This window comes from Mycobacterium bourgelatii, from assembly GCF_010723575.1.
GTDB classification, from domain to species: domain Bacteria; phylum Actinomycetota; class Actinomycetes; order Mycobacteriales; family Mycobacteriaceae; genus Mycobacterium; species Mycobacterium bourgelatii.
In genome coordinates this window covers 3,871,052-3,897,774 of sequence record NZ_BLKZ01000001.1, presented here as the reverse complement: position 1 = coordinate 3,897,774, position 26,723 = coordinate 3,871,052, and the positions used below count along the sequence as shown (strand labels likewise).

The 26,723-nt window shown below is 59.7% G+C and carries 23 protein-coding genes and 2 riboswitches; of the genes, 13 read left to right on the top strand and 10 right to left on the bottom strand.

Annotation, left to right across the window (positions count from 1 at the left end):
• Window positions 1-51 precede the first annotated feature (51 nt).
• The 5 genes from G6N68_RS16895 (at window position 52) to G6N68_RS16875 (ending at window position 6,905) form a co-directional block, all read left to right on the top strand.
• Entirely contained in the window at window positions 52-1,650 is a 1,599-nt protein-coding gene (locus tag G6N68_RS16895; RefSeq protein WP_240355507.1) for a DEAD/DEAH box helicase, read from the top strand.
• Window positions 1,647-3,479 (top strand): ATP-binding protein, encoded by a 1,833-nt coding sequence (locus G6N68_RS16890; protein WP_240355506.1) that lies wholly within the window; start codon window positions 1,647-1,649, stop codon window positions 3,477-3,479. The genes G6N68_RS16895 and G6N68_RS16890 overlap by 4 nt, the downstream gene beginning before the upstream one ends.
• A 574-nt stretch (window positions 3,480-4,053) precedes the next feature.
• Window positions 4,054-4,989: a phospholipase D-like domain-containing protein gene (locus tag G6N68_RS16885; protein ID WP_205351357.1), complete on the top strand. Its 936-nt coding sequence runs from the start codon at window positions 4,054-4,056 to the stop codon at window positions 4,987-4,989.
• Window positions 4,979-5,398 (top strand): T3SS (YopN, CesT) and YbjN peptide-binding chaperone 1, encoded by a 420-nt coding sequence (locus G6N68_RS16880; protein WP_163714508.1) that lies wholly within the window; start codon window positions 4,979-4,981, stop codon window positions 5,396-5,398. Before G6N68_RS16885 ends, G6N68_RS16880 begins: the two co-directional genes overlap by 11 nt.
• Before the next feature lie 76 nt (window positions 5,399-5,474).
• Window positions 5,475-6,905: a DNA phosphorothioation-associated putative methyltransferase gene (locus G6N68_RS16875; RefSeq protein WP_240355505.1), complete on the top strand. Its 1,431-nt coding sequence runs from the start codon at window positions 5,475-5,477 to the stop codon at window positions 6,903-6,905.
• A 67-nt stretch (window positions 6,906-6,972) separates the two neighbouring features.
• On the opposite strand, the gene G6N68_RS16870 is transcribed toward G6N68_RS16875, so the two are convergent.
• Together G6N68_RS16870 and G6N68_RS16865 are read right to left on the bottom strand one after the other, a co-directional pair.
• Window positions 6,973-10,281: a UvrD-helicase domain-containing protein gene (locus tag G6N68_RS16870; protein WP_163714506.1), complete on the bottom strand. Its 3,309-nt coding sequence runs from the start codon at window positions 10,279-10,281 to the stop codon at window positions 6,973-6,975.
• Entirely contained in the window at window positions 10,268-13,384 is a 3,117-nt protein-coding gene (locus tag G6N68_RS16865) for a PD-(D/E)XK nuclease family protein (RefSeq protein ID WP_205351356.1), read from the bottom strand. Before G6N68_RS16865 ends, G6N68_RS16870 begins: the two co-directional genes overlap by 14 nt.
• 42 nt (window positions 13,385-13,426) lie before the next feature.
• Between G6N68_RS16865 and istA the strand changes: the two genes are divergently transcribed.
• Together istA and istB are read left to right on the top strand one after the other, a co-directional pair.
• The gene (gene istA, locus G6N68_RS16860; protein WP_163714500.1) at window positions 13,427-14,668 is read left to right on the top strand and encodes an IS21 family transposase; all 1,242 of its coding nucleotides are present in this window, start codon (window positions 13,427-13,429) and stop codon (window positions 14,666-14,668) included.
• A gap of 2 nt (window positions 14,669-14,670) precedes the next feature.
• A complete protein-coding gene (istB, locus tag G6N68_RS16855) occupies window positions 14,671-15,450 on the top strand; it encodes an IS21-like element helper ATPase IstB (protein ID WP_205351355.1) in 780 nt (259 codons plus the stop codon).
• Window positions 15,451-15,780: 330 nt separating this feature from the next.
• On the opposite strand, the gene G6N68_RS16850 is transcribed toward istB, so the two are convergent.
• From G6N68_RS16850 to G6N68_RS16840, 3 genes are all read right to left on the bottom strand, one after another.
• Window positions 15,781-17,004, bottom strand: a complete 1,224-nt coding sequence (locus G6N68_RS16850; RefSeq protein WP_163714497.1) for a hypothetical protein — start codon at window positions 17,002-17,004, stop codon at window positions 15,781-15,783.
• Between the two features lie 81 nt (window positions 17,005-17,085).
• Window positions 17,086-17,727 carry a vWA domain-containing protein gene (locus G6N68_RS16845; protein WP_163714494.1) on the bottom strand — a complete coding sequence of 214 codons (642 nt, stop codon included), beginning with the start codon at window positions 17,725-17,727 and terminating at the stop codon, window positions 17,086-17,088.
• A 20-nt stretch (window positions 17,728-17,747) separates the two neighbouring features.
• A complete protein-coding gene (locus G6N68_RS16840) occupies window positions 17,748-18,128 on the bottom strand; it encodes a hypothetical protein (RefSeq protein ID WP_163714491.1) in 381 nt (126 codons plus the stop codon).
• A gap of 228 nt (window positions 18,129-18,356) precedes the next feature.
• Window positions 18,357-18,469, top strand: a riboswitch (SAM riboswitch).
• Window positions 18,470-18,949: 480 nt separating this feature from the next.
• On the opposite strand from G6N68_RS16840, the gene G6N68_RS16835 reads away from it, so the two are divergent.
• From G6N68_RS16835 to G6N68_RS16825, 3 genes are all read left to right on the top strand, one after another.
• The gene (locus G6N68_RS16835; RefSeq protein ID WP_163714488.1) at window positions 18,950-19,441 is read left to right on the top strand and encodes a DUF3293 domain-containing protein; all 492 of its coding nucleotides are present in this window, start codon (window positions 18,950-18,952) and stop codon (window positions 19,439-19,441) included.
• A gap of 214 nt (window positions 19,442-19,655) precedes the next feature.
• Window positions 19,656-20,282, top strand: a complete 627-nt coding sequence (locus tag G6N68_RS16830) for an IS110 family transposase (protein WP_163714484.1) — start codon at window positions 19,656-19,658, stop codon at window positions 20,280-20,282.
• 20 nt (window positions 20,283-20,302) lie between these two features.
• Complete coding sequence (locus tag G6N68_RS16825) at window positions 20,303-20,887, top strand: transposase (protein ID WP_163714481.1); 585 nt, start codon at window positions 20,303-20,305, stop codon at window positions 20,885-20,887.
• 262 nt (window positions 20,888-21,149) lie between these two features.
• Here the strand turns inward: G6N68_RS16825 and G6N68_RS16820 are convergent, their stop codons facing one another.
• Complete coding sequence (locus tag G6N68_RS16820; RefSeq protein ID WP_443093986.1) at window positions 21,150-21,560, bottom strand: helix-turn-helix domain-containing protein; 411 nt, start codon at window positions 21,558-21,560, stop codon at window positions 21,150-21,152.
• 533 nt (window positions 21,561-22,093) lie between these two features.
• On the opposite strand from G6N68_RS16820, the gene G6N68_RS16815 reads away from it, so the two are divergent.
• Complete coding sequence (locus G6N68_RS16815) at window positions 22,094-22,501, top strand: hypothetical protein (protein WP_163714478.1); 408 nt, start codon at window positions 22,094-22,096, stop codon at window positions 22,499-22,501.
• Window positions 22,502-22,507: 6 nt separating this feature from the next.
• Here G6N68_RS16815 and G6N68_RS16810 read toward each other — a convergent pair whose 3' ends face one another.
• Complete coding sequence (locus G6N68_RS16810; RefSeq protein ID WP_163714475.1) at window positions 22,508-22,987, bottom strand: hypothetical protein; 480 nt, start codon at window positions 22,985-22,987, stop codon at window positions 22,508-22,510.
• A 76-nt stretch (window positions 22,988-23,063) separates the two neighbouring features.
• Window positions 23,064-23,327 (bottom strand): hypothetical protein, encoded by a 264-nt coding sequence (locus tag G6N68_RS30865; protein ID WP_240355504.1) that lies wholly within the window; start codon window positions 23,325-23,327, stop codon window positions 23,064-23,066.
• Window positions 23,328-23,678: 351 nt separating this feature from the next.
• A riboswitch (SAM riboswitch) is annotated at window positions 23,679-23,790 on the bottom strand.
• Between the two features lie 348 nt (window positions 23,791-24,138).
• On the opposite strand from G6N68_RS30865, the gene G6N68_RS16800 reads away from it, so the two are divergent.
• Window positions 24,139-24,663 carry a hypothetical protein gene (locus tag G6N68_RS16800; RefSeq protein WP_163714470.1) on the top strand — a complete coding sequence of 175 codons (525 nt, stop codon included), beginning with the start codon at window positions 24,139-24,141 and terminating at the stop codon, window positions 24,661-24,663.
• A gap of 58 nt (window positions 24,664-24,721) precedes the next feature.
• Window positions 24,722-25,495: an endonuclease/exonuclease/phosphatase family protein gene (locus G6N68_RS16795; RefSeq protein ID WP_163714467.1), complete on the top strand. Its 774-nt coding sequence runs from the start codon at window positions 24,722-24,724 to the stop codon at window positions 25,493-25,495.
• Between the two features lie 395 nt (window positions 25,496-25,890).
• Here G6N68_RS16795 and G6N68_RS31795 read toward each other — a convergent pair whose 3' ends face one another.
• Window positions 25,891-26,073, bottom strand: coding sequence for a hypothetical protein (locus G6N68_RS31795; RefSeq protein WP_308494632.1), 183 nt, complete (start codon window positions 26,071-26,073; stop codon window positions 25,891-25,893).
• Between the two features lie 168 nt (window positions 26,074-26,241).
• Entirely contained in the window at window positions 26,242-26,484 is a 243-nt protein-coding gene (locus G6N68_RS31790) for an HD domain-containing protein (RefSeq protein ID WP_308205896.1), read from the bottom strand.
• Window positions 26,485-26,723: the final 239 nt, after the last annotated feature.

The following is a 26,723-nucleotide window of genomic DNA, read 5'->3' as shown; positions in this document are numbered from 1 at the left end:
AAACGATTGAGCGGAGCTAGTGTCTAGCCACATGTTTCGCGGAGTGACGCCGTGATTACTTTCGATGAGTTGATCAGTCGGGCGTCGGATCAGCTCTTGCAAGAGTTGGTAGGACGGAAGACCGTGCGGCTGCTCGCGGGGCTAGATGCGTCGCTGACCCGACCTGAGAGGCTCAGCGAGATCGCGATCGGACTGCGCGCGCCTGCGGACATGCTTCTAGACAAGAAGTTGCGTAGCGAGCTACTAATGCTGCTCCGGAAGACCGAGGCAGAGATGCTTGCGCAACGACTTGGATTGTCCGGCGATCCTTACGAAGCGCTGGCCTCGATGAAGGTTCGGCGATCGTCATCACGCGCATCCGAACTATTTGAGTTTTTCACGGTGAGTGATGACTCGGAATGGCGGCCCGTTCCGCCATCACACGAATCGGTGGCCCCCTTTCACGGCCTGTTCCCACATCAACGGTTGGCGGCACGAAAGGTTCTTGCGCAGCTCGAACAAGATCCACATCGCGTTGTGTTGCACATGCCTACAGGCTCGGGGAAGACACGCACGGCGATGTCGGTGATTTGTCATTTACTGAACCAGCGCGAGCCGAGTCTTGTTGTCTGGCTTGCGCACTCTGAAGAACTATGCGAACAGGCAGTCGAAGAGTTTGGACGGGCGTGGGCGGCACGTGGGATTCGGCCCGTCGACGTTCAACGTTGGTGGGGCCCGCATTCCCTCAGGCTTCCCGTCACCAAGGATGGGCTCATTGTCGCCGGCTTGGCAAAGGTATACGCCTCGGCCTGCAAATCGCACGAGGAGATCGGATTACTCGCTGGCCGGGTGAACCTTGTCGTAATGGATGAAGCACACCAAGCGATCGCCCCAACGTACAAGCTCATCCTCGATGTGCTGACCCAAGCGGGAACGCCAACACCTTTGCTTGGTCTGACCGCCACACCCGGCAGATCTTGGAATGACGTTGATGAGGACGAACGTCTTGCCGAGTTCTTCAGTCGGCAGAAAGTTTCTCTGGAGGTGGAGGGCTACGGCAATCCGGTCCGCTACTTAATCGATGAGGGATACCTGGCTGAAACTCAGTTCATCCAACTCGACTACACGGCAGGATCGGAACTCTCGGTTGAGGAGCTGGAGGAGCTCCGCGAGTCCCTCGACATCCCACAAAGCATCATCGAATCACTCGCGGCCGACGAGCAGCGGAACCTGCTGATCCTGAGCCAGACAGAGTCGATGTGTCGCCGCCACAATCGCATCATCGTCTTCGCTGCTACCAAGGATCATGCCGTCGTCCTAGCCACTGTGCTACGAGCACGCGGCTATTGGTCGTATGCCGTGACCGGCGAAACACCAACCAACGATCGCGCGCGCATCATCGAGACCTTTAGAACCGCTAGCGACGAACCACGCGTGATCGTCAATTACGGCGTGCTTACGACGGGATTTGACGCCCCTCAAACAAGTGCGGCCGTTATTGCGCGACCAACGAAAAGCCTTGTGTTGTTCAGTCAGATGGTTGGCCGGGCGACCAGAGGCGAGAAGGCGGGCGGCAACAGGGTGGCCGAGATCGCGACGGTAGTTGATACGCGGCTTCCAGGATTTTGCAATATGAGTCAAGCATTTCGAAATTGGGAGGATGTCTGGTGAACGCAGCGCTGAGGGATTTTGATATCGTTCCCACCGCCCTCGCCGTGAAAGCGATGCGCGACAATGGGTATAAGAACGCCGCTTACGCGATCGCAGAACTGATGGACAACTCCATCCAGGCCGGCGCGAAGACCGTTCAGCTCTTATGCGCAGATCGTGAGTCTCAGGTCGAACAGCGGGCTCGTAAGCGCTTGCACCAGGTGGCCGTACTTGACGACGGCTGCGGCATGGACGCTGACACCCTGCAGATTGCTTTGCAGTTCGGCAACGGGACCCGGCTCGAACGCGAAAAGCAAGACGGGATGGGTCGATTTGGTATGGGACTACCTAGCGCATCAATCTCACAATGTCAGCGAGTGGACGTGTGGAGTTGGACTGATGGTGTCGACAACGCGCTCCACAGCTATATCGATTTGCCTGAGATTAATGCGGGCCGTATGCGTGTACTTCCTCCTCCGGAGCGGAAAGGTATACCGGAGGTTTGGCGGGATGCGGCAGGGCGAAAAGCGTTCGGCAAGTCTGGGACGCTGGTTGTCTGGAGCAACATTGATCGCGTGTTGTGGCGAACGTCTAAGGCCTTGATCGACAACTCTGAAGAATTGATCGGTCGAATGTACCGGTATTGGATTCATGACGGGCGCGTTTCGATCGTACTCAAGAGTTTCCTGTACGAGGATGCAACGAATCTCCTGCTTGAAAGACTGGCTAAGCCAAACGATCCGCTGTATCTCATGGCCAACACAAGCTGTCCTGCGCCTTTCGATACAAAGCCAATGTTCAGGCCTTTCCCTTCGGAAGAGGGCTATGAAATCAAGCAGACGGTTCGCTTCCAGGGCGAAGACCACACCGTGACGATAAAGTTCGCGATTGCGTGCGAAGAAGCGCGTGATAGTGGGGGAGGACAGTCAACCGGTAGCCGACCATTCGGACAACATGCAGCCCGCAATGTGGGCGTATCGGTGGTGCGAGCTGGTCGGGAACTTGAGCTGGATCCGGCGTGGACCACCACTTACGATCCTCGCGAGCGGTGGTGGGGCGTCGAGGTGTCCTTTGAGCCCGGATTGGATGAACTTTTCGGGGTATCGAACAACAAACAATCCGCGCGAAATTTTGCGGAAGCAGCGAAAATTGATGTCAGCGCGATCATCAAAGAGCATCGCACAATAGCAGCCGCACGTGCAGCGCTCCGAGATGAGCAAGACCCTCTCGAACCGCTACTGGAGATCGTCCATAGGGTGCAGACCAACATCAGACAAATGCGCAGCATGATCCAGACGCAGGCTGAGGGTAGTAAAAGGCGCAAACGCCATTCCGAAGAAAGCGTCGAAGCGCAGGCCACTGACGCCGTTAGAAAGCGCCAGCAGGAAGGGCACCGCGGCCGAAGCGATGAAGATGAGAGCAAACCAGCTGAGGAGCGCAAGGCTGATGTGGCCGATCAGCTAGAGCACCTCGGGCATTCACGCGAGTCGGCAGAGGTTCTAGCAGCTGAGACGATCGACAAAGGCCTCAAGTACCGAATCGATGTCTCGTCGCTCGAAGGTGGCGCGTTCTTCTCTGTCCAGCCAAGGGGTGGAGTGCTGCTCGTAACGCTAAATACGGACCACCCAGCCTACGACCTCTTGCTTGGTGCGCGTGATCCAAAGGAACTTCCTGAAGACCCGGACAAACTAAAGGAAAAGCTCCTTTCGGCGCAGGCCGGCCTCGAAATGATGTTATTCGCCTGGGCTCGGTATGAGGACGAGCAACCGCTAGAAACCCGTCGCCTAACGCAAAACATAAGACACGACTGGGGACGGATGGCCGAAGCATTTCTTGGTAGCCGTTCGTAGAGGAAAAGCATGGTTACCAGTGACGACATTGTCAGAGTGCTGAAGGAAGCTCGGGCTCCTCTATCGGTGACCGAAATTGCGAATGCTTTGAGCGGTGAAGTCCGGGAATGTGATGCGATTTTATGGCAGGACCCGCACCGGTTTGTGTGGCAACCTGGTCATAAGTGGACGCTCGGTGGTACCAAGTCGCGGGTGGAGCGAACCCAGCTCGCAGATATACCCGACGCGCGATCAAGTCCGATGTCCGCCACGGCTCCACGAGAGCTCCGAGCGCTAACTCTCTCTAGCGGGACAGTGCTCGCAGTGAACCGCCGTCCACTCGACTCGGATGCTTTCTTTACAGTACGTTCTGCAGGCAACACGATCACGGTGACTCTAAATTCTGCCCATGAACTTTTCGTCGAGCTGCCAATGCCGTTCGAAGACAAGCAGGATCGATCACCCTACAAGGATTTGTGCGAGATACTCCTTGGGGCCTGGGCTCTCTACGAGGACAGTCTTCCTGGTGGATCAATCAGGAGGGCAACGGAGGACGCACGTCTCTTATGGGGACGTCGTGTAGTCGAGATGCTTCGTGAAGCAAACGATGACTCAACCGGGTGACGCGTTGATGACTCTCGCAGCTTCCTCGCGCCGCGAATTTGTTATGTGCGCTCCATTCGCGAAGCTGGCTGTTGTTAGCCGGGTTATGTCTGCGGTGCCCTCGGGCGTAGACGTCGCTCTGTACACAAGGTGGCGGCCTGAAGAGGTAGCAGCCGGCATCTCCGATACAGGGGTGTTGCAAGTGCTGCATGACCGCGGCGGTGCTGTGTACCTACATGACCGCCTCCATGCGAAATTTTTTCGAACTGAATCGGCGGTGCTACTCGGCTCTGCCAATCTCACGGCGACTGCACTGGGCTGGTCATTTAGCCCGAATATCGAGCTGTTGGTCGAATCGACTCGCGACAGGATTGTTGATGTTGAGAATTGCTTATCGACACAGAGCACCGAAGCAACCGCTGAGATGGCTCGAGAGGTCGATGAGATCGCGAAGCTGCTACCCGGGGTGCCAACTGCGCCGGAACTCCTAGGCCCGGCGCCTGAATCTGCTGCCATATGGGTGCCTCACCTGCGGATGCCGTCTGATCTGTATACCGCCTACAGCAGGGGCCCAAATTCGCTGACTTCCCGGTCCGCGCCAGCCGCTGCTGTAGATTTGGCAGCGCTGGACTTGCCTATGGGCTTAGACAGGGTCGAATTTCAGGTGCTGGTAGGTCACCGGATGCGTCAGCAGGTACTCCTTCAAAAGCTTGATCGATTCCTGGAAACGCCACGACGATTTGGGGAAGTACGCGACGAATTAGCCCGGCTGACAGGATGCGACCGGGAGCAAGCCGAAGACGCTTGGCAGACAACGATGCGTTGGATGCTTGAATTCCTCCCTCACCGATACTTGCGGGAAGTGAAGAGACACTCTGAGATCTTTAGTCGTCGGACAGGTGCGATGGACCAAACCAATGAAGTATAAACATGTGCATCGGCAGATCCTCGCGATCTTGGAAACGAATGGGCTCAGCTGGGCTGAAACGTCAATTGGTGAGCTCCATCTCAGGTTCTCAAGCGTCGCCATTACGATCCAGCTAGTTGACTGGGGTGCACAGACACTGATTCATATCAGTTCTCATGTGTTAACTGGTGTTACAGCTGGGACCAAACGGATCTTGATAGAACTTAATGACCTGAACGCAAGGTCGCATTTCGGCCGTTGGGTTTACTACAAAGACTCAAGAGCGATCGCAATCGAGTACGACCTGCTTGGCGACCACTTGCAGGAGAACGAGTTAATGACCGCGCTGGCCGCAGTCGCTCGCCTTGCGGACTATCACGATGACGCGCTGCAGCAGGAGTTCGGCGGCGCAAGGGCCTTTGAAGGATAGGGGTGATAACTTGTGTGTAGTTCGCTGACGGCGTTGACCCCCTCGGAACGTTTTTCACCACAGCTCACGCATCACAATGAACAACTGGGCTAGCGCCAGGGAGCGCACGGCAATCGGCCGAGGCGATCTTTCGAAGCCCGTCAGGCAAGCGTTGCGAGATGAGATCCTGCGCCCAAACCTATCAGTGCTTGATTACGGATGTGGTCGAGGACAAGACACGTCGCGTCTTCGAAGGATGGGTATCGATGCGCACGGGTGGGATCCGCACTTTGCGCCGGATACACCACTGATTGAACGAGATGTCGTGCTTTTGACTTATGTCCTGAACGTGATCGAGGACGCGTCCGAACGTGTAGAGGTACTAAGGAATGCATGGCGATTAGCTGCGCGGGCGTTGGCCGTTTCCTGTCGACTCACATGGGAACTGAGCTCTATTGATGGGTCAGGGTCTGGTGATGGAATTGTAAGCAGCCGTAACACTTTTCAACATTTCTTCACCCCGGGCGAGCTTCGGGATCTAGTCGAGGAAGTCACCGGAACAAGGTGTGTCTCGCCGATACCAGGCGTTGTCTACGCCTTCCGGCGGGACGAGGACCGGTTTGCTTATCTCGCCCGTGGAGCGATCACCGAGTTTGAGTGGGCGGCTAGTGCTGACTACGCATCCGCTATAGCTGAGGTTATTTCTTTTGCCGAGAAGCGTGGTCGTCCACCGCTTTTCGAAGAAATACCCGATGAACTGCTACCGCAGTTGGGGCAGTTTTCCCGCCGGTCGCTGCTGGAGGTTATCAACAAGGGTGCTTCACCCGAGCGGACCGCTGAAGGCTTGCGACGCTCTACCCTCGACACACTGCTGTATCTGGGAACATCAATATTCAATGGGCGTGCCGCGTTGAGCGACCTCCCACTTGGTATTCAGGCAGACATCAAGCATTGCTTCAAGAGCTACCGTGAAGCATGCGCCCGAGCAGATCGTTTGCTGGCGAAGATTCGGGACGATACTTACGTCCGCGGAGCAATGCAGAATTCTCCGGGGAAAATGACTGCGACAGCGCTCTACACCCACCGCAGAGCCGTGGCGAAAATGCCTGTAGTGCTTCGTCTTTACGAATATTGCGGGTTCGTCGCAGCGGGTCGCCCCGAAGGTTGGAACATCCTAAAATTGGATCATCGCGGACGACGTGTTTCGTGGTCGTCCTATCCGGACTTCGATACACTTCCGCATCCGACATTGGACTGGACCTACAGCGTTGAAATGACCAAACTCGCCGGGAGTTTCCAGACTTTCGGGGATCGTGCCAACCGGCCGTTGTTACATCGGAAGGAAGAATTCCTTGACCCCAGCGACCCGGATGTACCGAAATATCGGCGTCTAACCGCCGCGGAGGTGCGTGCTGGACTCTACCAAAACCCAACACTGATCGGCCTCGAGAATGGATGGGCAGCTGAACTCGAACGCTGCGGTGTAGAGCTGCGCGGCCATCGAGTTATCAAGCGGAAGAATCGATGAGTTGAATAACGTCGCGACAGCGATGACGTTGACCAATCGTCTCCGGGCTTCACAAATTGGAGGCCGTTCAACCTAATCGTTGGCTCAGATCGATGTCACGCGCTGTGTACCCATTCGGCCTGAGGAACACCAGTACCGCTCGCACAACCTCCCGGCCAACGGCATGGCCGATCGCATCCGCATAAGCACGCAGTTGCACACCGTATCGCTCGACCTTGGCATCAAGCTCGGCTTCGCTGCGGACTGCGTCCGTCTTGTAATCGACCACGACAAGTCCGTCATCGGCCTCGTACAAGAGGTCGATGTAACCCTCGAACACACCTTCGCCATACGGGATTCCGACATAGACCTCACGCCAATGGCGGCTGCCTGCAGCTGCCCGCACAACGTCAGAATCAAGTGCAGCCTGCGCGAACGCTTCGATTACCTCCTCCCTGCCGAGAAGCCCCTCCGCTGCGGCCTGTGCTGCGCAGGCGGCGGACAGTCCGACACCGGTCGCAAGGTCGACCGTCTGCAGCACCCCATGGACCGCACGTCCAAATGCACTGCCGTAGCGTCCCTTTTGCCACGGGGGGAGGTCGATGTCGCGAATTCCCTTCGCCAGTCCCGGGTCGGTCTCAACTTCGATTTCAAGTTCTTCATCACCGCCGCGGCCTGCGGCCGCTTCTGCGGCGAGTCGCGTCGCAGACGTTGCGACCGGTTGGGACGCCCTAGCCAGCGCAACATCGTGCGCGGCCTGCCATTCCGAAAGGGTGGGCAGAGGGCCGTATACGGAACCGGCGGGTCCTTGACTGTCAGACGAGAGTGGTGGTTCGTCTGAGATATCCAGCGCTTTAACAACGCCCGGAGCGCGGCCTTCGTCGAATAGCAATTCGGCGGCCGTCCGAGCGGTTCGGTTTCCGCGGGGCTTGCGGTGTACCGAAATTACAAGATGGTCGCGCGCCCTGGTGGCGGCGACATACAACAGCCGCCGCCGTTCATGTTCGTCCATCTGCTCCTCGTTGGCCTTCATCTCCTCGAAGTCACTGGTGGACATCCGCTTTGACAACTTGACGGCCCAGCCTTCGGATGGCGGGAAGCGCACCTCGACCCCGCGGCGCCGTGTGCCTGCCTCAGTGGTCAAGCCGGACAAGATGGCGATGGGGAACTCGAGCCCCTTCGCGCCGTGCACCGTCAAGATTCGGACCGCATCATCGTCCGTCTCGGGTAACACCGTTTCAACGACGCGGGTGCCTTCGGTGGACTGGCCCTCGACCCATCGAAGATAATCGCGAAGAGTTACACCTCCCGCTTCTTCCCAAGCCCGGCATTGGTCGAGCACGAACCTCAGACGCCGCCACAGGTCACGTGGTCGACGCTCTTCAACGGCCAACTCAAAGAACCGTCGTTCGCGGAGAATGCGTTCCAGCATCTGACTGGGCGAGAGGCACCGACGTTGTCGATGTTGCTCGGCGAGCCACGCGAGGCCACATGCGACGGGATGGTCAGCAGGCGCGTTATCGGGGAGTCGATCCTGGTGATCCCAACGTCCACGGTACCTTTCGTGCCACAGGAACAGATCATCGTCGCCGCATCCGAAGGCCGGGGTGCGTAGGGCACTGACCACAGCGAGTGAGTCCGTGGGGTCGTCAACGGCACGGGCAACCATCATCAGGTCACGAACCTCGCTTGTTCCGTAGACAAGGGAGGAGGTTTCGACGCGGTACGGGATCCCGGATGTTTCGAGGGCGCGTTCAAGAGTCAGTAGTGACGTCCGCGCGGGCAGTAGCACTGCGATATCGCTCCAATTCGCTGCGCGCCATTCGTCTTGGGCGTCAGGCGCTCGCCGGAACCCGACGGACCAGCCCTCGCGCATTACCCTTCGAACTGTCGCTGCGACATCTTCCGCTTCGCGCTGGCGCAACCCGTCCGCTTTTATGTTGTCGTGCTGCATGCCGATGAACGCAACGGGCGGTCCGATCTCTGGTCCATCGCGTACGGGGATTAACAGCTGGTATGCGGGCTGCGAATTGCCTTCCGCAACAATGATCTTCGAAAAAGTGCTGTTTATCCAGTTCACAATTGGACGGCCGGTCCGAAAGTTCTTGACAAGCGATTCTGAGGACCTCACGAGTTCGTCGCGAGCTTTCATGAACATCCCGATGTCGGCCCGCCGGAAGCGGTAGATTGACTGCTTGGGATCGCCGACGAAGAAAAGTCTGCCGGGCTCGGTAGAAACCTGCGCCCAGTCGCCCTCGCTAGCGTGTTCATCGCTAGAGGCAATCAATACCGCAATCTCGATCTGGATCGGATCGGTGTCCTGGAATTCGTCTAGAAGGAGCCGTCTGTAACGCTGAGCGAGCGACTTTCGAACTTCGAACCCCGTGTCCTTGTCGCGGAGAACGTTGCGAGCCAACACGAGTAGGTCGTGGAATTCCAGCGCACCGGCTTGCCGACGTGCCTCGGCATTACGTGCGGTGAAGTCGGCCAGCGCAGAGGCAATGAACTGTAGAACCCCTTCGACGACGCCGTTGCACAGCGCATCGCAAGTTTCTTTCAGATTCTGCAGCCGCTGCTTCGCGTTGCTGATGTCGACGCCCGGCCAGTTCTCTCGCCGCCCGCGCCTGCAACCAAAATTGGCATCATTCAAGATCCGCAGACGGTCGTCGTCGCTAGCTGCTCCGCGGAGCAAGTTGTGGCTGTCCGCCACCGGTCCGGTGAGGTGTCGAAGCAGCAGGTCGTCCTGGTCGGTGCAATGATCTGAAAAAGCAATAAGCGCCGAGAGTTCAGCGAGAATCTCGGTTACGTCGACCGCCGGGATATCAGGCAACGGCCCTCCGATGCGCTCGAGCACCAAGTCCCAGTTGGCATTGAATGCCACAGCGATGTCGCGCAGGTGCTTGGGCTTACCTCCGCTGGCGAACAGAAGTCGCAACGGCATTTCCATTTCGTCGTCGTCGAGCATGTCGTCGGCGAATTGCTCCCAGCGTGTGTCGAAGGCGACTTGCGAAGCGATCTCGTCGTTGACTGTGAACCTTGGGGGCAGGCCGGCTTCCACCGGGTGCTCTGACAAGATGCGTTGGGCGAACGCATGGAGAGTGCCGATCGCCGCGTTATCGAGTACGTGCAGGGCTTCGCGGCATACCGGACTAGTTTCTGCGCGTTTGGTGAGTTCCAACCGAATCCGGTCGACGAGCTCGGCGGCGGCCTTCTCCGTGAATGTTATCGCCGCGATATGGTCGGCCGCTACGCCCGACTCAACCAGTGCGACGAACCGGTCGACTAGACACGAGGTCTTGCCCGAGCCGGCGCCTGCCTCGAGAAACAATGTCTCGTCTAGCTTCTCGCATACCGCGCGGCGTGCGGCGTCGTCGGCTGCCACGTCAATCGAGATCATCGGCTTCCCCCGGTTCTGTGAGCGAGAGGTAGCCAGCAAGCGCAGGATCGTCGTGTTTGCGCTCCCACGCGAGGCGAACGAACTGGTCACTAAGCCCATCTGGGGTGCAGAACCAACAGTCGACCCATCGCCAGGCAGCTTGGTCGGACGGATGCGCCGGAAAGACCCCTTCCCGTATACCGGTGGTGATCTGGTCTAGGGCATCCAGTACAAGATGCGCGACCTGATCAGTGATCGCATAGCCGTAACACTTGGCGTCTTTAGTGAAGTAGTAGTAAGAGCTTAGCTTCGACGCATGTGAATACTCGTTCATTGCAGCGCGCGCATAAACGTACAACTGCAAGCGGCGTCCGCCATCGTGGGGATCGTCCTCGCATAACTTCTTGTAAGTGCTCGCGCCGCCGGTCTTGTAGTCCATTACCACCAATTCGCCATCAACGCCACGATCGATGCGATCGATGGAGCCGCGCATGCGCACGACGTGACCCGATGGCAGTGAGATAGCCACATTGTCGAATGCAAATTCAGCGGCTATTGGTTGGAATCCGTCTGCGAGGCGCTGTGAATCTTTGGTGAGCAGCTGGTCGAGTTCCTTAGCGATGGAGGTGCGTTCGGCGCGCCACAGCATAGCGTGACCTATCTTCCCCTCGCGTTCGGCTTCGTCGAAGCGATTTGCCGCAATCCGCTGTAGGCGGCGGTGGTCGTGTGGTGTCCAACCATCGAACGAATGCTTTTCGTCAATTGCAGTGCGGACGAACTCCTCGAGAATTGCGTGCACCACCGATCCGCGGGTGGCCGGGTCGATTTCAAACCGGCGCTCGGGTTCCTCGACGCGTTCCACCCCGAGTACACGCCCGAACAGGTACGCCCGCGGGCACTTGACCCAGCTTTCCAATGCGGTCGCCGAGATTTGAGAAGTGGGGACAAGCAGTTCCGCCCCGACACCAGCCAAATTCCCGTCGAACCGGGTGAATTCGTTGCTTCGTCGCGCGCGTACCACGTCCAGTGCGGCGCAGACACGTCCATCTTCGAGCAGCAGTGGGTGAGAAAGCGCTTGGCGAGCGACTGCAGCCATGCGTAAATCCTGATCCGTTGGGTAATCGATCGAATTCGCAAGCCCCGCAGCGAAAGACGGAATGTACGCAAGCCACGGTTCGGTCTTGCGACGTCGAAGATCGGATGACTTGAGTCGTTCGACACCGGCGAGCCGGGCGGCATCGGCAAGCAGCCAGCGAGACGCAGGTTGCTCGGTTGACCGGCGAAGGTCGCCACGCGGATGCGACAAGACCGCTTGATCCGCTCCCGCGACGGCCGCCAGCAGATTCCGCCGGTCTTCGAGCTGCCGGTGTGCGCGCAACTGCAGATGGCCCTCAGCGGCCGCTCGTGCAGCGTCGGGCAACAACGCGTCCTCAAGTCGACGCGGTGGGAACCTACCCTCTGACATCCCAAGCACCAGAACGCGTTCGAACACCATGCCGGCTGCCATGGATACGTGGCCAACAAGCACTCCCTCTCCCGACCGGCCAGTGCGCCCGAGGACCACTTCTAGCTCACTCGCCAACGTCTGCCGGAAGACGGAGATGGATGGAGGGGGCCCAGGAAGCGCGTCCAAGCCGCGCAGACGGTCCAGCAGGTCTTCCACGCGGCGGGCGGCTTGCCATTCGTCTTCGGGCCAAGTTGATCTGCGGCGCTCATCGCCAATGTATTTGGCGGCGACTGCCTTTAGCCAGGCGACGGATTCGGTCCACGACTGACCGCCGGAGCCCCGGTCGAGGTCTTTGCGCAGGCGGCCTACGAATGTGGCAAGGGTCTCGGCGCGATCGGCTTCCCGCCTACAGTGGTCGGCGCGAGCATTGTGACCGTCCTCCGCGAATCTTGTTGCTTCGCGTCGTTGCGCATCGGCCCATTGTGGGAGTCGCTGCTGCCAATCGTCGCCGCTGACGATTCTGGCTGCTCGGGAGATTCGTTCCCACGATCTGCTGGGTACGGTTTTGGAACCGTCAAAGTTGACGGCGTCGGCGACCAGTCCGAGAACGTCTTGGCGGCGAAAACAATTGTCCGGCAATGACAACAGCCTTCGAATAGCGCGGCCGTATAACATGCTGCCGATGTTGTGGACCGGGGTACCGTTGAACGGTATACCGGCGGCCGCAAGCTTCTCGTGCAGTAGGCGTGCGTAGGGGTCGGCGGTGGGGTAGAGGATCGCGGTTCGGCCGAGTCGGATTCCGTCGCGCATCCAGCCTTCGATGGTTCTCATGGCGGCACGTACTTCGTCGTCGGGATCGCTCGTGCTGACGATGCCCCCGGCTAAGGACGGTTCGACATCCGTGTCAGCCGGCACGATGATGTCAGCGCGCCCGTATTCAGCGACGGTCGCATTGTCGACCTCGGCATCTCCGGTGAATCCGACGTTGACGAATAGTTGGGCATGGTTGGCCAAAGCGCGCACCAACGCGACTTCACCCGCTGTGAGCGTTGGCAGCAGATGGAGCACCGTTGACACCAAGGCGGCGCCACCCGACCTCGCGATGTGGGCAGCAGCCGTCAGGAGATCTTCCTCGTCGTACCATTCTGACGAAAGACGTTCGCGGACAAGGTGGAAAATCCGCACAACGTCACTCGTGGTGGTAGAGATGCCGGCCACAGCGTCAAGACACGTATCGGGCGCGGTGCGCAGTTCGCGGTAGGTTACGGCCAGTGCCTGTTCGGTGGCCGGATGCTCAGCAACCGGGGCGAAAATCCCAGGAGCATCGGTGAGCACAGCGCGTATCGCAGACGTGACCAGCGGTGCTGAAAGCGGGCGCCTACCCGATTGCGCCAACGTGGCGGAGCCGATCTGCTCGGCCAAGCGTCGCAGCGTGACGAAGTTGACGTTCGCGATGCCTTCGGGACGGGCTGCTAATGCGCGACGGGTTGATACCGATACGGAATTGGACCTCACGATTACAGTGACGGGCTTGAGTGGGTCCCCGTCCTTCAATGCGATTAGTTGAGATGCGAGCAGGTCGATGGCCGGTCGGCCGTAGGCCGTGGTTGTGATCTCGATGGCCACTTCCTGATTGTCGTTGACTTGTTTGTTGGCGACGGCTGAAAGTCCGGCCACTCGCGACGGTTGAAAAGTAGGCCACCCAATCAGATTGGATGGGTGATCTCCTTGGAAGACTGGGCGTTGATCCGGCATCTTCACCGCAGCGAAGGTTTGTCGCAGCGGGCCATTGCACGTCAGCTCGGCATCGCGCGTGACACGGTGGCTGGGGCGCTGGCCAGTGATAAACCGCCGAAGTATGAGCGGGCCGCGGCGTCTTCGGCGATCAGTGAGATGGAACCGCGGATGCGGGCGCTGTTGACGGCCTACCCGCAGATGCCGGCGACGGTGCTCGCCGAGCGGGTCGGGTGGAGCGGTTCTATTTCTTGGTTTCGGGAGCGGGTCCGAGCGATCCGGCCGGAATACCTGCCCGCCGATCCGGTTGACCGGCTCGAGCACCCGCCCGGGCGGGTGGTCCAGTGCGATCTGTGGTTCCCGGCACCGAAGATCGCGGTCGGGTTCGGTCAGGAGGCGAAGCTGCCGGTGCTGGTGATGGTGGCGGCGTTCTCCCGGTTCATCGCCGCGGTGATGTTGCCGTCGCGCCAGACCATGGACTTGGTGGCTGGGATGTGGCAGCTGCTCGCGGGCAGTTTCGCCGCAGCACCCCATGAGTTGTGGTGGGACAACGAGGCAGGGATCGGGCGCCGCGGCCGGTTGACCGATCCGGTCACCGCTTTGATGGGCTCACTTGGGTCGCGGCTGGTCCAACTCAAACCCTATGACCCCGAATCCAAAGGGATGGTGGAGCGAGCCAACCGATATCTGGAGACCTCGTTCCTGCCGGGGCGCAGCTTCACCTCACCGCAGGACTTCAACGATCAACTGGGCCAGTGGCTTGCGACCGCAAACGCCCGTCGGGTGCGGGTCCTCGATGGTCGTCCGGTCGACTTTCTGGATGCCGATCGAGCCCAGATGCTGGCTCTGCCACCTGTGGCGCCCACCGTCCAGGCGGTGATGTCGGTGCGGCTCGGCCGCGACTACTACGTGCGGGTGGCCGGCAACGACTACTCCGTGGACCCAAGCGCGATCGGCCAACTCGTCGAGGTGAACACCACGCTGAGTCGGGTGACGGTGAGCCGGGCTGGGCATCTGTTAGCTGCTCACGACCGGTGCTGGGCGGCCCGACAAACCCTCACTGACCCGGCCCATGTCGCGACTGCCGCGGCATTGCGGCGACGGTTCCAAACCGATCCGCCACCGGCGCAAGAAGATCACCTGGTGCGCGATCTGGCCGACTATGACCGCGCGTTCGGTGTCGAATTCACCAGCAGCACCGTCAGTTCCGACGGAGAGGTGGCCTGATCATGATCGAGGACCCGATCAAGGCTGTCCTGCACTACGCCCAAGCACTCAAGGCGCCGCGCATCCGGGACTCAGCCGCCCGCCTGGCCGAGCAAGCCCGCGATGCCAACTGGACCCATGAGGAGTATCTGGCAGCGGTGCTCTCGCGGGAGGTCGCCGCCCGGGAAGCCTCCGGTGCAGCGACCCGCATCCGCTCCGCTGGATTCCCCACCCGTAAATCTTTGGAGGACTTCAACTTCGATCACCAACCGGGCACCCGGGACATGATCGCCCACCTGGGCACAGGCGCGTTTCTGGCCAAGTCCCGCAACGTCGTGCTGCTCGGCCCACCTGGCACCGGCAAGACCCACCTGGCCATCGGACTGGCCATCAAAGCCGCCCAGACCGGGCACCGCATCGCGTTCGCCACCGCGGTGGACTGGGTCGCCCGCCTCAAGGCCGCCCACAACGCCGCCCGGCTACCCGCTGAGTTGGCCAAACTGCGCCGCATCGGCTTGCTCGTCGTCGACGAAGTCGGTTATATCCCGTTCGAGCAGGACGCCGCCAACCTGTTCTTCCAGCTGGTCTCCAGCCGCTACGAACACGCCTCACTGATCCTGACGTCGAACCTGCCCTTCGCCCGCTGGGGCGACGTCTTCGGAGACCAGGTAGTAGCCGCCGCGATGATCGATCGCATCGTGCACCACGCCGACGTCCTGACCCTCAAAGGATCCAGCTACCGACTCAAAGACACCGGAATCGACACCCTGCCCTCCGCCAGGGCAGACAACACGGCACAATAACCAACGACCACGTGGCCTACTTTTCACCGTCGCTTCTGGCCTACATTTCGACCGTCGTCAACATTGTTCGTCGGGTCAAGTAGGTAATGGCGCACCGTGCGTTCATCCTGGGCGAGTAACTCGCAACTTCCAGTGGCTCGGCGCCTATCCGCCGCATATGATGCCTACGCGCCGCAGTCCAAGGCACCTAGCTTCACGATGTCCGCTCCTCACCCATCCGAGCGAATCAATTAGCCACGGCGTGGAATGGTCAAGGCTTCTTGTCCTGAGGGGCTCATTGATGCCCGTTAGGCGATGAGAGACTCAGCCGCGTTTTCGGATCGAATGTCGTCAACGGGAGAGCTCGACGACCTCACCCTTGATCGCCCAGCGTTTGTCCACCGGCTCAGCGGGTAGCAATTCGGCGGCGACGCACAGGTGATCCGAGGGGTCCCAGATTACGCCCTTGCCGTAGGGGCGGACGAGCCTCGGCACGACGCCAAGAACGGCCCGACTTCGATCAAGGAGCAAACTCTCGATCTCTGCGGGATCTGCCGGAACCGCTCGTGTGAGCCGTGCTGCTACCTCAGGCAAGATCGCGGTGTCGGAGTGCGCCTGAAACGCGCAAATCACGCCGTCAAGTATGCCCTTCACCAATCCGCCCCACACCGGCCGACGACCGTATGGCGGCCGTAGTTGGACCTTAACTGCGAAAGGTGTCTCGACCGCACACGTCGGCTCCAATCCCTCGCCGGGGCCGACGCGGCCCCTGGAAAGCGCTAGCCACACCTGAGCCAGTTTCTTCTCACCGGCGAATGTGCCCAGGTCAGTCCAGTCGAACGAGGCAAGGGTGCGCCGCTGTTGCCAGGCGTCGAACACGCCCGACTGGGGGGACAGTGCGTAGCGGTAGCAGAAGGGGTACTTGCCACCATCAGGAGCCGATGGCACAGCATCGTCGTATTCGAATCGGATTCCATTGCGGCCCGCCACCTTAAATGTGTCGATGTAGTAGAGCACGAGGTTCTCGACGTCAGCGTTAGGAAGCTTTGGGCCGAAGAATGTTGCGTGCAGCAGCTGCCCTGCGCCTGGCTCTAATAGTCGGCAGCGGGCCCGTATCTCTGACCGCAGGTGCTCCTGCCAGTCAGGTCTGCGCTCGAAGCGGATGTAGTCATCGGCCCAGGCCTCTATGAGCGTGCCGCTCTCATGCTCGTCCGGTCCGTAGACCGTGCAACGGCCCTCGGGTAGCACGCCTCTGACCGGTCGTTTGGTCCGTTTAGTGAAAATGGCGTGTGTAGTGTGCAGGGCCGGGCTGCAGATCTTGCAGCGAGGGATTGACATACCCAGCCGGTCGCTCGCCCATTCATCGATTTCAGTGACTTGGTCCGCGCAGATTTTGACATATGGTCCGGTCCACCGGCCGCCCCGTCGACCGCTGATTGTCCAGCAACCAGCGAGGTGCACACGTGCGTCGGCTGCTCTGTGACTGCGCGCGATGTTCATCACGTATCTGTCAGGATTTGTGTCGAGCCACGTCAGATAGCCCGCGTCATCGTCAGAGAATTCGCGCACACCCATCACTGTTCCTTGTTCGCCGTCGGCGCTCGCCAACGTTAACCGATTGCACGTCCAAGTCATTCGAGCGATCGCAGAGGCGACTCACTCGTCGGCCAGCTGCGCTCGTTGGTCGGCGGTGAATTCGGGCATCGCCGCGTCGGGGTCGCGAAGTTTCACACTGCGGTAATTCCGGACGTTGTGCGACGCTGCCATCATCGCCTCCCGGGACTTGCCCTTGGCGTAGGTGACGGCCTGTCCGTCTTTGACACCCAGGCCTTTGCCTACCTCAACGGCATCCTGATCAGCGCCCATATAGAGAAACTCCCACCCGTCATTGGTCTGTTGCTCCACGAGGGCTTTGATATCGGGGCGTCGCCATTCGCGGCTTGCGTTTTCCAAGCCGTCAGTCATGATCGCCACGATGACCGTGCCGGGTCTATCTGCCTCGGCCAGCGCGTTGATCTCCGCCGCTGTGTCTGTGATGAGCTTGCCCATTGAATCCAATAGCGCCGTGCGACCGCGCGGCGACAGCGCCAGCGGAGGTACCTGCGTGAGGTCGACGTTGTGGTACACGACCTCGTACTCGTTGTCGAACTGCGCCAACGTGACGCGGCACTGCCCCTCGCCAGCGCGCTGCTCTTCCAAGAATGCCTCAAATCCGCCGATGACATCGGATTTGATCGATTGCATCGAGCCGGAGCGGTCGAGAAGGAACACGAGCTGGGTGAGATTCGGGTTTGACATGGGTGGTCCTTTCGAAACCGCTAGGAGGGCTTGGTCTTTCGGCGGGGTTTGAACCGCATCGGCTCAGGAGGGGCCGCCGGCGGCAGCGGGGTTTGGGCGTACTTGTGTCGGCGGGCGCGTTTGACGTCTTCGGCGGTGACGCGTCCTCCCGTAGTGGCATACGGGGCTAGCCTGGCCGTGTTGGCCAACCGTGGCCCCACCGCGTTTTCGGTGAGACCGGCGTATTTCCCGGCCGCCGCGAGCGACAGTTCGTCGTCGACGACGGCACGGGCGAGCTGCTCGTCGAGAAGCTGACCCACCTCGGTCAGTACAGACCGAAGGTGCTGCAGCACTTGGGCCGCACTGTCGGCCGCCTCGGCCTTGGCGAGGTGTGTACGGATCTGGTCGTAGGGGTTGGACACAACCAAGAATACCGCAAAAAGTGCGGGGTCCGCAATAACTGCGGACAAAGAATTTTGCGATGGTGCGCACCGCCGGGTGTCGGTGACACACGGACGACTCGTCTGGCCTTGCGGCCATTCGAAGGCAATTGCCTTGGGCGAGCTATGTTTCGTCGCGCGAGTGTCACCAAATTGAGAAGTTGAGCCTAGACGGGAATATTTTGCCGACCTTCTTCGTTAAACTGATTGGCTCACGAGTGTGACGGCAATCTGGGTACCTGGCCCGCCGTCCCGGCAACCGCGCTTCCACCGCACGGTGCCCCAGGGAAAGAGCTGGCATGCGAAGCATGCAAGCGGTGGACGCCAAAGGGTGGCGTCGCCAGGAAGGCGAATATTGATGTGCGAGAGAGTGCTAGCGGATTTGTGGGTACTTCTGGACGAAGAGTTTTCACCTACGGTGTCGCTACGGCTAGCATGTCACCTCACTGAGTGCGAGCCATGTATGGCGGAATTTCTGGCGATCGCACGACTGAAGCGGAAGCGTCGCGCGGGAGGTGTAACTGGCCGCGGTGCAATGCGAATTATTCGTCTGTGGCGTTTTGCGCCCTCATGAACTTTGGTTGGCGGGCCCGCCTGCATCGGGCGCGCGAGTCCGACGTCTTGTTCCGGCACGCTGCGACGGCAGGATGTATTGACGCTTGCCCGCCCCAGCTACCGACACGAGCATTCCCGCTGCTAGGTGCTGGGCAGAAAATGGCGCTCGCCGGTTGAACTTTCCGCTCGGCATCGCGTTGAATCAGTGGATCATGACTGCGCCCGCTTCATCATTCACCGACTGACTCATGCACACTTACGACGACTTCGACTGGGTCGAGCCCGGCGAGTTAAAGACGATGGCGATGGACGACATCCTGTGGAACTTGTATCTCGCCACGAAGGTGAACTTCTACATACCGAAGCTCGGCGGAATTGTCTGGCCCGTCGATTCACACGGCGAGGACGATCCACCACTTGGCCCGCTGCACGTGGTGACTGCGGTCCAGCCTAAGCCCAATCCCGATAGCGACGACAATCTCGCGAGGATAGAGGTGCTGGAATACGAGCTCAGGGTCAGTGGACGAGTTTCAATTCGCGCAGTAGGGACCAGCTTTGACGGAACGCATAGCGAGGAGAGCCGTGCGGTGTTCGGGCTCGACGATGACGAGGCGCGAAGCCTGGGACGGCGATTCGGTCAGGTCGCGATCTTTTCTTGGGCGGGCTCACGCTGGTCATTGCTGGCATCAGCACATGACAGGGAGACCCATGGTTCGTGGCGGTGGGAAGCGGACGTGTGAAGGTGTCAGTCAAGCGCCCGCCACGTTAGTGCACCCGATCGATTGGGCCCTCACCTGATTCGAGAAGCATTGTGGCCGTTGATAATTACTTCGGTGTCGAAGGGCATAAGGCGAACGAACAGGCACCCGCGGGGCGGGTCCGGCTGTAGCTGATAGGCCGTGAGTAGGCACTGGGCGGATTCTCGTAGGAGGTCCGTTTCGGAGGAGGCTGCTCATGTCGGTGTTGGAGGTTGCGCTTGATCCGTCCACGGTGATCGTTGCCGTGGATCCTGGCAAGGCGTTCAATCGGGTGTGGATCAGTGACGGGTCCGGTCTGCTCGCTGGTCCGATGTCGTTATCGGTCTCGCGAGAAGGCATCGCACAGCTTGAGCTGGCGCTGAACAAACATGGCCGAGATGCGCCCGTGATCGCGATCGAGGCGACCGGCAGTCTGCACCGGCCGTGGGTCGCCGAACTGGAACGGCGCCATCCTGGTTGCGTGCGGCTGTTCGCGCCGTCGGAGACGAAATCTGCTCGCACACAGCTGGGTTCGGGCAGGTTCAAGACCGATGATCGCGACTGCGCAGCGTTGACGTACATGGCCCGCCAGGGCGGCGGTCGCCGCTACGGCCAGGAATCGCCGGTCGAAGCGTTACGTGCCGCGGTGCGACATCGTCGCGGATTGGTAGCCGACCGCAAGGTCGCCAGCAGCGACTGCACGACCAGCTCAATGCGTTGTGCCCTGGATTGTCGGCGCCGGCGGGTCACGGGCGATCTTTGGCGTTGGAGACTCCGACGGGTCTGGCGGTGCTGGCGTGTGCTGCCGTGTTTGCAGGACGACCACCGCAACTGCGGTCGCTGATGCGCCGGGCTCCGGGCCGATTGACGACCAGCACCGCCCAGTACTGGCTGCAGCGGTGGCGCGGATGTCTGCCTCCGCCGGCCGATGCTGATCAACGTGCGCACCGACTGGGGCGTGATCTGGCCGGGTACCGCCGGCTCCGGACAGACATCGATGCCCTCGACGTCGAAGTCGTGGCCTTATTGGCCGAGACCGACGGCCAGATCCTGACCACTCTGCCCGGCGTCGCCTCCGTTCGTGCGGCAGCCTTCGCCGCGCACAGCCTTCCCATCCAACGCTTCCCTGATGCTGAACATCTCTACTCGGCAACAGGTTTAACGCCAGCACTCTACCAATCGGCCACGCTGAACCGGCGTGGCCGCATTTCACGTCAGGGCCTGGCCGAGCATCGCGACGCACTGATGGGCATCGCGTGGGGACTGTCGCAGTGCTCACCGTCTTTCATCGAGCGCAACGCTGAACTTCACGCGCGAGGGATGGCCCCGATACAGGCCCGTGTCGCGCTCGCGCGTCATGCCTGCCGGCTGTCATACCGACTGCTTCGAACCCAACAACCCTTCGATGAACAGCGCTATCGTCAAGGAAGGCTCAGCGGCGAACGGTGACGGCCACGGTAGCTATGCCGCACGACGGCGAAACCTAGCTTGCCGCCCGCTCGCCCTGGGCCGCCATCACGGCGCACACGAAAGCCTGCCGCTCACGGCGCCTAATCAGCCTGCCGGAACACGACGGCCCACCAACCAACAACGACACACCGTTCATCGCGCCACAAGCCGAGCATCAGCCCGGCTGATCAACCACGCCCAACGTCAACCTTGACTACCAGCGCGAAAGCTAGAGCGCCGCCGAACCGTTGGGGTGGCGGCCTCAGTCCCTAAGCCCCGACTCGTACACCACTTTCGTGGACGCGACCCGCAGTGGGCCGCGATGTGGCGACCTGACCTGGGGTGGCCGGATCAGCCGCGAATGCGGTTGGTAGACAGCCTGATAGATGCTTTCGTGGCACAACCACATCCGTCGATCCTGTGGGTATTCGCGTCGTAGGTGCCGAGCGATTTGTTGCGGGCTCCACCGTTGTGCGGGAAGTTCTGCGATCAGTTCGCATAAGGCGGGGCTCTTGTCGATTCGCCGTTGGTGACGGCGGGCTCTACGTTGGACCGCCCAGCGGTGGGCCTCAAACGGCCGATACTGGCCTCCGCGGCGGCTGTTGCGGCGCAATTCTCTGGATATGGTCGACGGGGCCCTGCCCACAATGGCGGCGATCCCCCGAATACTCATGCCGGTGCGGCGCAGATCGGCGATGGCGATCCGCTCATCCTCCGACAGGTAGCGATCACTAATTTGGCGCACTGCCAAACGATCCAATGCTGGCACGAAGCCGACCGCTTCGCCACGCCGGTAGGTTTTATATCCCCGCGCCCAATTATTTGCTGAGGTCCGCGAGACCTCAACTTCACGGCCGGCTGCCGAGACGGACCAGCCCCGAGCCCGCAACTCCACAAACCGCTGACGTTTGGCCGACTGTGGACGCCGGCCAGGACCCTTCTTTCACACGACGAGACGTTGACAACGCAACCTCCAGAAACCTAGGGAAGTGTTGCGACGCCCCTAGAAACCACCCCGGAACTACCTGCTCACTTTTCGACCGGAACCGACAGCTGGGTATCAGATCAGAAAGTCTCCGAACCCACCGGGCCGGTTCACCAAACGCCCAATCAACGCTGGCGGGCTGAGTGGCTGTGGTGGTTTCGCTATCGCTCGCCTTAAGCAGCCAACCGGACTGTCGGCGAGGCGACCTAAGATCGAGAAGAGTGGGTGAGGACAACATGCGACGGGTGGCAGACTTGAATAGGTATCAAGCGGCAATTCGACGCTTTCATGAACGAGCGGTATTGACGGAGGCGCTCTGCCGGGAGCTCCAGCAAAGTTTATCTAAGCCGGATTTTCCGCTTGGCCGACCAGAAGCGGCTTACTGGTTGTTGTGGAAATGGATTAAGGTCCACTACGGAGACAACGGCGGAGTCGAGAAATTCGAACTCGGACTTGATGATCCGGAACTAGAGGAGTTCGCCTTTGACCTGCTGGTTGAACTCAAGCGGGGTACCAAGGTGTGCAATGCGATGTGGATGCTCTTGTGGTGCGACACACAACTCGAGTACGAGCGGGACATGCAGCAGTTGCGGAGGGCCGTTGAAGATTATTGGTCTGGTATGAGCTAGAACGGCTCAGATCTCACTCCTAGAAAACCGCCTCTGGCGAATCGCCTGCAGCACTCGGGGGATTGTAAAGAAGTTGTTTCGTGACGGCGACGTGTTGCGGATGGTGGTGCCAGTTCTGGGATCACCGGGCTGCGACCGCATTTCATGATCATGCTGGATGGGCTGGGTGTTGCGTTTTGCTGCGGCGCGGGAGTCAGGGGCGCCAGCATCGACTAACGACGTCGGTCCGTACCCTCCGTTGCCGAACATTTCGGCGGTGGGGAAACAGTCGACCCTGGGTGGCTTCGTTGGCAGCATCGTCGCTGATCCCACGAGACGTTGGAACCAGTTGTCGTTGGCGACGAGACGTGACGCTACAGCGTATTCGACATGCTCATGCCCTCCGCCGCGCGGTACACCGCCGAAGTACGTCATGTCGTTCGGCGGTGTCGGGAACGGGATGGTTAGCTTCGCCGGTGCCCGCCGCAACTCCTTCAGGCGGCGCAAGCCGGAACTCTAGCGGATCATCGATTCTTCAAAATGCCGCGTGGGTTGTTACCGCGGACCGCAGTAGCACACACGCTCACTTAGGCGGCCGCAACGGCAGCTCGCGTCCCAGAAATCGGGAAATCGCGTCTGCGGACGCGCGGCGCCCCGGTGGCCACTTCTGCTGCCACACCCGCAGTGGAATATCTGCGAGAGGGTCGAACTCGGCGGCCAGCCTCGGGTACTCCCGGTGATACCAATCCCGTAGCCCGCCTCGGCTTCTGGCGAATGCTGCAAGCTGGGCAGTGTGCTGCTCGACGACTTCGGGCGGTGCGCCGCCGCGGACGCCGATACCATTCATCAGGCTATGTCGGCCCAGTGCCAACGGTCGAAAGCCCCACATCTGCTCGAGTGCTGCGTTAATCGCTCGGCAGTCCTCGCAGCCCAACCACGCCCAACGTGAGACTCCACCCGCCGTCCCCCTGAAGCACACGATGCAAAGGTCGCATGCGCGTGAAACGTCGCAACCTTCCCATCTCTCGGGAGAGTCCTCGTCGGGGCAGGATTGCCACCGGCCTTTCACCCGACCTCGCAACTTGCCGCAGGGAATATGCACGGACAACTCGGTAATACGTTCGCGCACCGCCGCGTCCGTTGCGCTCAACTGCCGTTCGGTCATTTCTGGCCATTTCTGGCAACGCCACCCTCGGACGTCCACCGCTTGCACGCTTTGCGTGCCAGCTCTTCCCCTGGGGCACCGTGCGATGGAGGCGCGGTTGCCGGGATGGCGGGCCAGGTACCCGAACAGCCATCCACTCGTGAGCTTTGCTCAGTATAGCGACCGGCACCGACGAAATCGGCAGAGTAGACGGTCTAGATGTGTTGATCCGTTGCACCAGTGGCGCTTCGAAGCCTGCTCACGTCGATCGGAAGGTGCACTGTTGCCACCGATAGGGAAGTGGCGCCCAGTTTCTATCGCACCGCTCCTTACAGGCCGAATCAGCATGCCGGCCGTTGCTTCTTCCGGAGCACATCGAAGTCGGCCGGGGTAGGCCATGAAGCCGTTGAACGAACTCTTCGGACGCAATACGGCGCGCCGCCGACATCAATCGAAACCCGATGAAAAGGCTATTCTTTAACCGCCAGTATCAGTCTTTCGCCAGGGAATGAATTTGAACGACAACGAAAAATCTATCGATGCCACAGGCCATCGTGATGAGGTCGCCTCAACCGTCCCCGCCGTCAGTGGCGAGGCCAAGTACGCCCCCGAAGGCTACGTGAGGTCTGAGAACTACGGCATGCATTACGACCCAGGCAACTACTTGGTGGTCGAACGCGCACGTCGCCTGCCAGACAAGAAATGGAACAAGCTACCGGTCGAAACCCTGCCTTGTGGCACGTCCTTTCAAGCGTCCCTAGAAATACTTGAGGCGAAGACCATCGATAAGGTGACGAGTGGTAAAGAAGAGCTCCGGGAGAACTATGAGATCAGTCTCTGGCGTGATGAGAACGGCCAGCTATATGTCGTTAATGGCCACTACCGAGTCGCCATGCACTACGCGCTCGGCAAGGAAATGCATGTTCGGATCATGGACGAAACGGATTACGATCGCCTTATGAGACAAGGCTGGTGGACATGCCGCTGGAACATCTTCGCTTGGTGCCGTGAAGCATTCGGTTGCGCCAAAGGGGATTGATCGCTTTAATGCGCGACGTGTCCATTGCCCCTACAAAGTAAATGGTTAGGATCACTGGGTGAACTTGAAGACGATTACGTGGAATATCGGTGGGGGAAGACTGCTCGAAGAGGGGCGGGATCCAGCAAGGTCTGGATCGTATACGCGCGACGGATTAGAACACATTGTTAAATGGCTGAAGCAATCAGATCCGGACATAATTGCATTACAAGAAGTTGAAGGCACGGATCAAAGCAATCAGATCGCGTACATGGCGAGTCGGCTTGGATATGTTGACGCTTGTTATGATGCCACATCCAGGTCGCATATGGACCAAAGCAAACAGCTTGGCAACGGGATCATATCCCGGTTTCCACTGTCAGCACATCGGACTGGAAAGTTCCATAACCCCCACAAAATATTTAACCTAGAAGGTCGAAGTGTGCAAAGCCACGACAAGGGGTACAGCACATGTTCGGTTAGTGTAAATGGAAACATAATCAGCACTACCACGCTTCATTTGCTCCCTTTTCGCATGATGGAAATAGAATTGGATTCCGAAACTGCGAGCACGATTTTCTCTAGCGTTACGGATGCGCTTCAAGGGTCTGGCGAGCTTGTGCTCATACACGGCGACTTCAATATTGACGCCGAAACAGTTGGTAAATATTTTCCGACGCTTTTTGGTGACAACAGGCTTAAAGAAATAGTGGTTGAAACAGCGACAACCCCAAAGGGACGGAAGTACGATCACGTGCTATACAAAGGTCTCACGTTGACCAAAGTCGAGATTGACTCGTCGGTCGGCACGGACCATTATCCTGTGATATGTCATTTTGAGATTGCGGATTAGTTGTACTATCGCTACACACGCTCAGTAGTTTAAATGCCGTGCCTCGCATTTGAACGTGACGCAGGTGGCGGCGCGGTCTTGAGATTGCGTCGCCTCATCGAGTCGGTGGTCGAAATCGTGTCGGCGGCAATGGATCCGCGGGTGCCTGGGGCAAGAACCCATTGTCGGGAAAGGATTACGCAGGATCGGGCTGGCTTTGAACCGCTCCGTGCCACGACCGCGACTGCAGTTGGGTGGCAAGGTGCCCACCGTGGGCTCGGCCCAGCCGAGTTCGACCTACAGCCGACCACGACCCACCAACCGTAAAGCCGCATAGCGATTGGACCATTGAACGGGTCCCCCTCACCCGCACGAACAGTTGACCGGTCAACCGCGCGGGCATACTGCGGCCGGCGTTAAGCGTTGACCAACTCCGCCAGCTCGTCGATGTTGCGTCGCAGTACGTCGACGAGCCAGCTGTCAGTTCTCTGCTTGTAAGCGGCCAGCAGTGATCGGTAGTACCAGAGGTGATCCTCTGGATCCTTCACGCTGAAGCGCTGCCACAACTCTGACCCCGTTTGTCGGAAGTCGCGCAGCATCGCTCGCGCGTTATCCACCTTGTCGGCAAGCGAAACCAGGATCGTGTCAGGTGAGACATCGTTCAGGTGGTCGATATAGCTCTTTTTTCGTTGGTGCCAAGGAGGTTTGGGGTCTTCGAACGTGTCGCCGCATTCCTTGACGATTTGTTGAACGTCCGCACCGAACAGCTATTGGATCTCGTCCAGGGTCTCCTTACCGCCTTGGTCTTCGGCCGCGTCGTGCAGCAGGGCGGCGATGGCTTGTGTCTCCGTGCCGTCAGCTTCGATCACCAGTCCCGCGACGGACAGCAAGTGCCCGATGTAGGGAATGTCGCCGCCCTTGCGTGTTTGGCGGTGATGCTTCGCTGCGGCGTATGTCAGCGCTTCACGGAACTTTTCAGTAAGGCGCGGCGTGGTGGTTTCCGCCGGCATGTTGTCCTCTAGGCTCGACGGGATGTTTGCAGCCTCACTATCGCAGAGGCATGTGACATCGCGGTACCACGGTCGGCGGCAACACTTATCGATCTGTTAGCTCTTCGAAGTTAAGTTGATCCGTTCGATTCGACGTCGACGACGGCTACTCAGTCGGCGTTAGGAGAGCGTATCTCTGACGCATCCGGTAACAACCAGTCCGCCTTTGGGCGCGCTGGTGCCGTGGCCGACGCCGTAGC

Bases quoted from the DNA above. Each gene is read 5' to 3' on its own strand.
- G6N68_RS16830 (WP_163714484.1), top strand. From the start codon at position 19,656: ATGTCGGTGTTGGAGGTTGCGCTTGATCCGTCCACGGTGATCGTTGCC.
- G6N68_RS16845 (WP_163714494.1), bottom strand. From the start codon at position 17,727: ATGTCAAACCCGAATCTCACCCAGCTCGTGTTCCTTCTCGACCGCTCC.
- G6N68_RS16835 (WP_163714488.1), top strand. From the start codon at position 18,950: ATGCACACTTACGACGACTTCGACTGGGTCGAGCCCGGCGAGTTAAAG.
- G6N68_RS16870 (WP_163714506.1), bottom strand. From the start codon at position 10,281: ATGATCTCGATTGACGTGGCAGCCGACGACGCCGCACGCCGCGCGGTA.
- G6N68_RS31795 (WP_308494632.1), bottom strand. From the start codon at position 26,073: ATGCTGCGCGACTTCCGACAAACGGGGTCAGAGTTGTGGCAGCGCTTC.
- G6N68_RS30865 (WP_240355504.1), bottom strand. From the start codon at position 23,327: ATGAATGGTATCGGCGTCCGCGGCGGCGCACCGCCCGAAGTCGTCGAG.
- istB (WP_205351355.1), top strand. From the start codon at position 14,671: ATGATCGAGGACCCGATCAAGGCTGTCCTGCACTACGCCCAAGCACTC.
- G6N68_RS16820 (WP_443093986.1), bottom strand. From the start codon at position 21,560: ATGAGTATTCGGGGGATCGCCGCCATTGTGGGCAGGGCCCCGTCGACC.
- G6N68_RS16880 (WP_163714508.1), top strand. From the start codon at position 4,979: ATGAAGTATAAACATGTGCATCGGCAGATCCTCGCGATCTTGGAAACG.
- G6N68_RS16875 (WP_240355505.1), top strand. From the start codon at position 5,475: ATGAACAACTGGGCTAGCGCCAGGGAGCGCACGGCAATCGGCCGAGGC.
- G6N68_RS31790 (WP_308205896.1), bottom strand. From the start codon at position 26,484: ATGCCGGCGGAAACCACCACGCCGCGCCTTACTGAAAAGTTCCGTGAA.
- G6N68_RS16850 (WP_163714497.1), bottom strand. From the start codon at position 17,004: ATGGGTGTGCGCGAATTCTCTGACGATGACGCGGGCTATCTGACGTGG.